The following is a 6,280-nucleotide window of genomic DNA, read 5'->3' on the forward strand; positions in this document are numbered from 1 at the left end:
CAGGCGGTGCCGCTCATAGGGTCCCGGCATGGCAAGTGAACCGGTCTTCTCGGCCGAGAAGCCGAAGCGGCGCGTCTCGGCCATGCCGCTATCCTTTTGGTCGGCGATGCGCCCTATTACGCGCGCTTCGGCGATGGCATGGCGCATCAGCGCCGAGCCGATGCCGGCATTCTTGAGCGACGGGTCGACGGCAAGTGGGCCAAGCAGCAGCACGGCCGCACCGCCCTCGCCCAGCCTGACATCCCACAGCCGCACGGTGCCGGCCACGCCGCCCGAAGCATCGCGGGCGACGAAGGCCAGGCCTTCCGAGGGCCGCCGGCCACGCCGCAGCTTCTCCGACGACTTTTTCCTGCGCTTCGGCCCCATGGCCCGATCGAGCAACGCCTCGCGCGCCGCAACATCGGCGGCGGTTTCGGCGACCATCACAGAGGCCGGTGCGTGGCCCCCAATTTCAACTGGCATTTCCATTTCAACTGACATTTCCATTTCCGCAATCCCTGGCGAGCGGAGATCTGTTCCACAGGCGAGCCCGGGGGGACGACACGCGCCCACCGGGGATGATCTGATCGGCTCTCTCAGCGCATTTTCAGGCGAAGTTGTGTCCGGTTCGCCGTCCGAAAATGCGCTGAGGAAGCGCCGTCAGATCACATAGGATCGGAGAGGCTCGAAGCCGTTGAAGGCGACCGCCGAGTAGGTGGTCGTGTAGGCGCCGGTGCCTTCGATCAGCACCTCGTCGCCGATGGTCAGCGACAAAGGCAGCGGATAGGGCGTCTTCTCGTACATCACGTCGGCCGAATCGCAGGTCGGGCCGGCGAGCACGCAAGGTGCGGTCTCCGTGCCGTCATGCGGCGTGACGATCGGGTAGCGGATCGCCTCGTCCATCGTCTCGGCAAGACCGCCGAACTTGCCGATGTCGAGGAACACCCAGCGCACATTGTCATTGGCCGCTTTCTTCGAGATCAGCACGACTTCCGACTTGATGACGCCGGCATTGCCGACCATGCCACGGCCCGGCTCGATGATGGTCTCGGGAAGCGCATTGCCGAAATGCTTGCGCAGCGCCGAGAAGATCGCCTGGCCATAGGCCTGGGCGGCTGGCACGTCACGCAGATAGCGCGTCGGGAAACCACCGCCCATATTGACCATCTTCAACACGATGCCTTCTTCGGCGAGCGTCGCGAACACCACCTTGGCGTCGGCCAGCGCACGGTCCCAGGCGGTCAGGTCGGTCTGCTGCGAGCCGACATGGAACGACACGCCATAGGCGTCGAGGCCGAGCCCCTTGGCATGGCGCAGCACGTCGACGGCCATCGCTGGCACGCAGCCGAACTTGCGCGACAGCGGCCATTCCGCGCCCTCGCCATCGGTCAGCACGCGGCAGAACACGCGCGCGCCTGGAGCGACGCGAGCGATCTTCTCGACCTCTTCGACGCAATCGACGGCGAACAGGCGGATGCCGAGCTGGTAGGCGCGTGCGATGTCACGCTCCTTCTTGATGGTGTTGCCGAAGGAGATGCGGTCCGCCGGCGCACCGGCGTCCATCGCCATCTCGACTTCGGCAACGGAAGCGGTGTCGAAGGACGAGCCCATCGCAGCAAGCAGGCGCAGGATTTCCGGCGCCGGGTTTGCTTTCACCGCATAGTAGATTTTTGAATCGGGCAGCGCCTTCTCGAAGGCGCGGAAATTGTCGCGCACGACATCGAGGTCGACGACGAGGCAGGGACCGGTCGGACGTCGGGTGGCGAGGAAGTCAAGGATGCGCTGGGTGGCCATCGGGGTCTCTCCATCAGCGCCTTTCGGCGCGCAATAAGGCTGCGGGACGCGGGCTGTCAGCCTCGCGAACACGCGGTGGACAAAGGCGGGACGGATATCCATGGAACCAGCCGGTGGAGACCCCGGAACCATGAAGCGCCGTCTCGCGGCGGTGAACCTTGGCCTTGCCCGGCCTCGGTTCGCTTTGTCTGCCTTGGCTTGGATGGGAGACCCGTCCGCACTGCCGGCAATGAAGGTGTGCCTCTTCAGTAACCCCGGTTTTTGGACAACCGGCAGAACACCAGAAAGGCCCGCACCGTCGTTGCTTCAAGGTGTCCTCGGGCTGGCGGTTGGCCGCTAGACCGACTGGAGGGGTTGGCTCCAGTTACCTTACCGATTTCCCTCACCATTCGAGGATCGGCGGACACCCACAGGCACGTGCGACTTTGGGCAAGCGCGATATAAGGGCGAAGACTTTCACAATCAATAAAAATCGTATCGCAGGTTGTAAAATTTCTGGTGTCGAACAATGTTGCGGCAACCGTATCCGGATATCGAACGATGACAGGCACGCACGGCCCTCTCAACGCCTTTCTCGATCTTCGCCAGATGCCAGTGGCACATGCCCAGCTAGGCCCGCTGGCCGGCCTGCGGCTGGCCGTCAAGGACATCTACGACGTCGCCGGCTACCGCACCGGTTGCGGCAATTTGCAAAAATTCGCCGAAAGCCACGCAGCCTCGCGCACCGCACCCGCCGTGCAGATGATCCTCGATGCTGGCGCACGCTTCGTCGGCAAGACGCAGACCGACGAGCTTGCCTTCGCGTTGTTCGGCCAGAATGCGCATTTCTCGTTTCCGGTGAACCCGGCGGCACCCGACCGCGTCACCGGCGGCTCCTCATCGGGGTCGGCGGCGGCGGTGGCGGGCAGGCTGGCCGATATCGCCACCGGCTCAGACACCGGCGGCTCGATCCGCGCCCCGGCGAGCTTTTGCGGACTGATCGGGCTGCGCACCACGCATGGCCGCATTCCGCTCGACGGCACGATGAAGCTGGCGCCGAGCCTCGACACGTTCGGCTGGTTCGCCGACGACATCGAGACCTACGAGACCGTCGGCAAGCTGCTGCTCGGCCGCGATCCGCACCAGCACGTGTTGGACCGGCCGCTGGCGCTGGATTGGCTGGATGGATTGGTCGCCCGCCCGGCGCTGGCCGAATATGGTGAAATGAAGGGGCTGGCGGGCGCGGTCTTCGGCGTGCCGGCGACGCCGGCAATCCGCTTCTCCTCATCTCCCGATGAACTCTATTGGTGCTTTCGCCGGCTGCAGGCCAGGGAGGCCTGGGCGGTGCATGGCGAATGGATCACCAGCGGCGAGCGCGGCCTCGGCCCCGGTGTCGAGGAGCGTTTCGGCTTTGGCCGTGCCGTCGATGACAGGACAGCCCAGGCCGAGAAGGTGCGACGTCTGACCTTTCGCGGCGAACTGAACGCCCTGCTCGGCAGGAACGGCTTCCTTGTCCTGCCGACCGTGCCTGGTCCGGCGCCTTACGTGGACAGCACGCCGGAGCAGTTCCAGGCCTATCGCGAACGGGCGCTCCAACTTCTGTGCCTGGCCGGCCTGTCTGGTTTTCCACAGATCACGCTGCCCGTCGGCTCGGTCGCCGGCGCCCCGTTCGGCCTGTCGCTGCTTGGCCCTTCCGGCAGCGACATTGCCCTGATACGGCTCGGCCGGAAACTTCTCGACGCGGCACGAAAGGCCTGACCATGGACACACTGACGCGCATGCGTGCCTTCATCGACGTGGTCGAGGCCGAGGGCTTTTCGGCGGCGGCGCGCAAGATCGGTCGTTCCAAGGCCTTGCTGTCGAAATATGTGCGCGAGCTGGAGGACGAACTCGGCGCTTTGCTGCTCAACCGCACCACGCGCCAGTTCTCGATGACCGAGGCCGGCCATACCTATTACCGGCGCGCCTCGGAGATCGTGCGCGAGGTCGACAGCCTGGCCGACGCGGTGCGTGAATCCTCCGGCGACGTGCGCGGCCGGATCAAGCTGTCGGCGCCGCGCACCTTCGCCGACGCGCCGATCGGCCAGTCGCTGATCGACTTCGCCAAGCAGCATCCCGACATCGTGCTCGACATCCAGCTCGACGTCCGCTTCGTCGATCTGGTCGAGGAGGGCTTCGATCTTGCGGTGCGCATCTCGCGGCTGGAGAACTCGTCGCTGATCGCCAGGCGGCTGGCGCCGTTTTCGATAAAGCTCTGCGCCTCCCCCGAACTGATCGCCAGGCATGGCATGCCGACAAGGCCGCAGGATCTCAGCCGCATGCCTTGCATCGTCGACACCAATGGCCGCGGACTGAACAACTGGCCGTTCAAGGGCGACAATGGCGATCCGGTGAGCGTTTCGGTGTCCGGTCCGGTCGAGGTCAACAGCCCGATGACGGCGAGAGCCGCGGCCGTGGCGGGCCTCGGATTTACCGTCCTGCCGGATTTCATCGCCGCGCCCGACCTCGCGAGCGGCCGGCTGGTGGCGGTGATGGATGACCGTATCCTGTCGGGCGGCGGCATCTTCGCCGTCTACCCGCACCGCCGCTATCTGCCGGCGAAAGTCCGCGTCTTCGTCGACTTCCTGGTGCAGTGGTTCAGGACGCGCGAGGCTGGCTGACCGGCATCGATAGTCTCATGGTCCCAATTTCGCCCCCTTTCTGGTAACTCTCGGCAACTCTTCCGAGGCCTATGGACCGAGAATGAATCTGAAACGGCACGCAATCATGCTGGCTTCGGCCTTGGCGGCTACTTTTGCCGCCACTGGACCGGCTTACGTGCATCCGCATGTCTTCGCCGAGGCCCGCCTCGATGTGATTCTCTCCCCGGATCACCAAAGCGTGAAGGCTCTCCGTCATCTCTGGCGCTTCGACGATCTGTTTTCCTCGACCGTGATGATGGAGTTCGACAAGAACTCCGACCTGAAGCTCGATGACAAGGAGCTGAAGGAAGTCGCCGACACCGTTCATGCCTCGCTGGCCGAGTTCAATTACTTCCAGCTCGTCACCGTTGACGGCAAGGACGTGGCGATGACGCCGCCGCCGCATCTGATGGCCAATTTCGACAACGATCAGCTGATCATCCTGTTCGAGTCCGAACCGAAGGTGCCGATCAAGCTCCACGGCAAGATCGATATCGGCGTCTACGATCCGACATTCTACACGGCGATCGACTTCACCGAGGACTCCAACATCACGGTTGAAGGCCTGCCCTCGAACTGCACCAGCAAGGTGGTCCGTCCGGACCCGGACGAGGCCATCAAGGAAAACCAGAAGACCCTCACCGATGCCTTTTTCAACGATCCGACCGGCACCGATATGAGCAAGATCTTCGCCACCAAGCTCGAACTGACCTGTCAGCCAGAAGGATGAAGCCGGTGACGAAACCGTCCCTGCGTTTGGCATTCGGCCTGTTGGCCCTCACTGTCGCCATGATGCATTTCGCCGACGCCGCTCATGCCCAGAGTTCGCTCGGCATCGGCGTCAATGACGGCATGGCGCCGACCACCGGCCCGTTCGCCCATATCCTGATGTGGATCAATCTCAGGCAGCAGGAATTCTACCGCGCGCTGGCAACGGCGATGAAGGCGATGCGCCAGGACGGCAGCAAGATCTGGATACTCGTCGGCCTGTCCTTCGCCTACGGTATTTTCCATGCCGCCGGCCCCGGCCACGGCAAGGCCGTGATCTCGTCCTACATGGTGGCCAATGAAGTGGCGTTGCGGCGCGGCATCCTCTTGTCCTTCGTCTCGGCGCTGCTGCAGGGCCTGACCGCGATCGCGGTGATGGGGGTCGCCTATTTCGTCCTGCGCGGCACCTCCGTCTCGATGACGGACGCGGCCTGGTTCATGGAGATCATGAGCTTTGTCTTCGTCACCCTGTTCGGCGCCTGGCTGCTGTGGCGCAAACTCGGCCCCGCCGTCCTGCGTCTGTTCGGCAAGGGCCCGGCCTACAGCCTGTCGGCGGCTCATGCCGGCCATTCTCACGCCGGTCATTCTCATGGGGGTCATTCTCATGGGGGCCATTCGCACGGCGCGCATTCGCATGCCGGTCACTCCCATGCAGCTCCCAGCCATTCGGCGCATGCTCATTCGCACGCGCCACACGCGCATGACCATGTGCACGGCCCTTCGCACGATCATCACGATCATGCCGAACACGATCACGCTCATCACGATCACGCGGCCGGCGAAGTCTGCGATACCTGCGGCCATTCGCACGCACCCGATCCGGCGCTGCTGTCGGGCGACCGCTTCGACTGGCGCACGGCGTGGACGGCGGTGGCGGCGGTCGGCATCCGCCCCTGCTCCGGCGCCCTGATCGTGCTGAGCTTCGCCTTGCTCAACGGCCTCTGGCTCGGCGGTTTGCTGTCGGTGCTGGCGATGTCGCTGGGCACCGCCATCACCGTATCGGCACTGGCGACACTGGCGGTGCCCGCCAATACCCCTGAGGTTTAGTCCGCCGCCTCCGTAAGCGGGATGAGAGCGAC

General features: G+C 64.4%; 6 protein-coding genes. 4 read left to right on the plus strand and 2 right to left on the minus strand.

Going from position 1 to position 6,280, the window contains the following annotated elements; translation table 11 throughout:
- Both EN906_RS19135 and odc2 read right to left on the minus strand, forming a co-directional pair.
- A partial coding sequence (locus tag EN906_RS19135) for an N-acetyltransferase (protein ID WP_164777239.1) occupies positions 1–468 on the minus strand: 468 nt, incomplete at its 3' end.
- A 171-nt stretch (positions 469–639) separates the two neighbouring features.
- Positions 640–1,773, minus strand: coding sequence for an ornithine/lysine decarboxylase (gene odc2, locus EN906_RS19140; protein ID WP_127272801.1), 1,134 nt, complete (start codon positions 1,771–1,773; stop codon positions 640–642).
- 540 nt (positions 1,774–2,313) lie between these two features.
- On the opposite strand from odc2, the gene EN906_RS19145 reads away from it, so the two are divergent.
- The 4 genes from EN906_RS19145 to EN906_RS19160 all read left to right on the plus strand — a co-directional run bounded on the left by EN906_RS19145 (position 2,314) and on the right by EN906_RS19160 (position 6,248).
- The gene (locus tag EN906_RS19145; RefSeq protein ID WP_127270878.1) at positions 2,314–3,510 is read left to right on the plus strand and encodes an amidase; all 1,197 of its coding nucleotides are present in this window, start codon (positions 2,314–2,316) and stop codon (positions 3,508–3,510) included.
- 2 nt (positions 3,511–3,512) lie between these two features.
- Positions 3,513–4,412, plus strand: a complete 900-nt coding sequence (locus EN906_RS19150) for a LysR family transcriptional regulator (RefSeq protein ID WP_127375305.1) — start codon at positions 3,513–3,515, stop codon at positions 4,410–4,412.
- Positions 4,413–4,494: 82 nt separating this feature from the next.
- On the plus strand, positions 4,495–5,163 hold the full coding sequence (locus tag EN906_RS19155; RefSeq protein WP_023810039.1) for a DUF1007 family protein: 669 nt from the start codon (positions 4,495–4,497) through the stop codon (positions 5,161–5,163).
- Positions 5,160–6,248 carry a nickel/cobalt transporter gene (locus EN906_RS19160; RefSeq protein ID WP_245484300.1) on the plus strand — a complete coding sequence of 363 codons (1,089 nt, stop codon included), beginning with the start codon at positions 5,160–5,162 and terminating at the stop codon, positions 6,246–6,248. Before EN906_RS19155 ends, EN906_RS19160 begins: the two co-directional genes overlap by 4 nt.
- The last annotated feature ends 32 nt before the right edge of the window (positions 6,249–6,280 follow it).

It is taken from the genome of Mesorhizobium sp. M7A.F.Ca.CA.004.06.1.1 (assembly GCF_003999135.1).
Taxonomy (GTDB): domain Bacteria; phylum Pseudomonadota; class Alphaproteobacteria; order Rhizobiales; family Rhizobiaceae; genus Mesorhizobium.

Coding starts and splice junctions, on each gene's coding strand:
- EN906_RS19150 (WP_127375305.1), top strand. CDS start 3,513: ATGGACACACTGACGCGCATGCGTGCCTTCATCGACGTGGTCGAGGCC.
- odc2 (WP_127272801.1), bottom strand. CDS start 1,773: ATGGCCACCCAGCGCATCCTTGACTTCCTCGCCACCCGACGTCCGACC.
- EN906_RS19145 (WP_127270878.1), top strand. CDS start 2,314: ATGACAGGCACGCACGGCCCTCTCAACGCCTTTCTCGATCTTCGCCAG.
- EN906_RS19155 (WP_023810039.1), top strand. CDS start 4,495: ATGAATCTGAAACGGCACGCAATCATGCTGGCTTCGGCCTTGGCGGCT.
- EN906_RS19160 (WP_245484300.1), top strand. CDS start 5,160: ATGAAGCCGGTGACGAAACCGTCCCTGCGTTTGGCATTCGGCCTGTTG.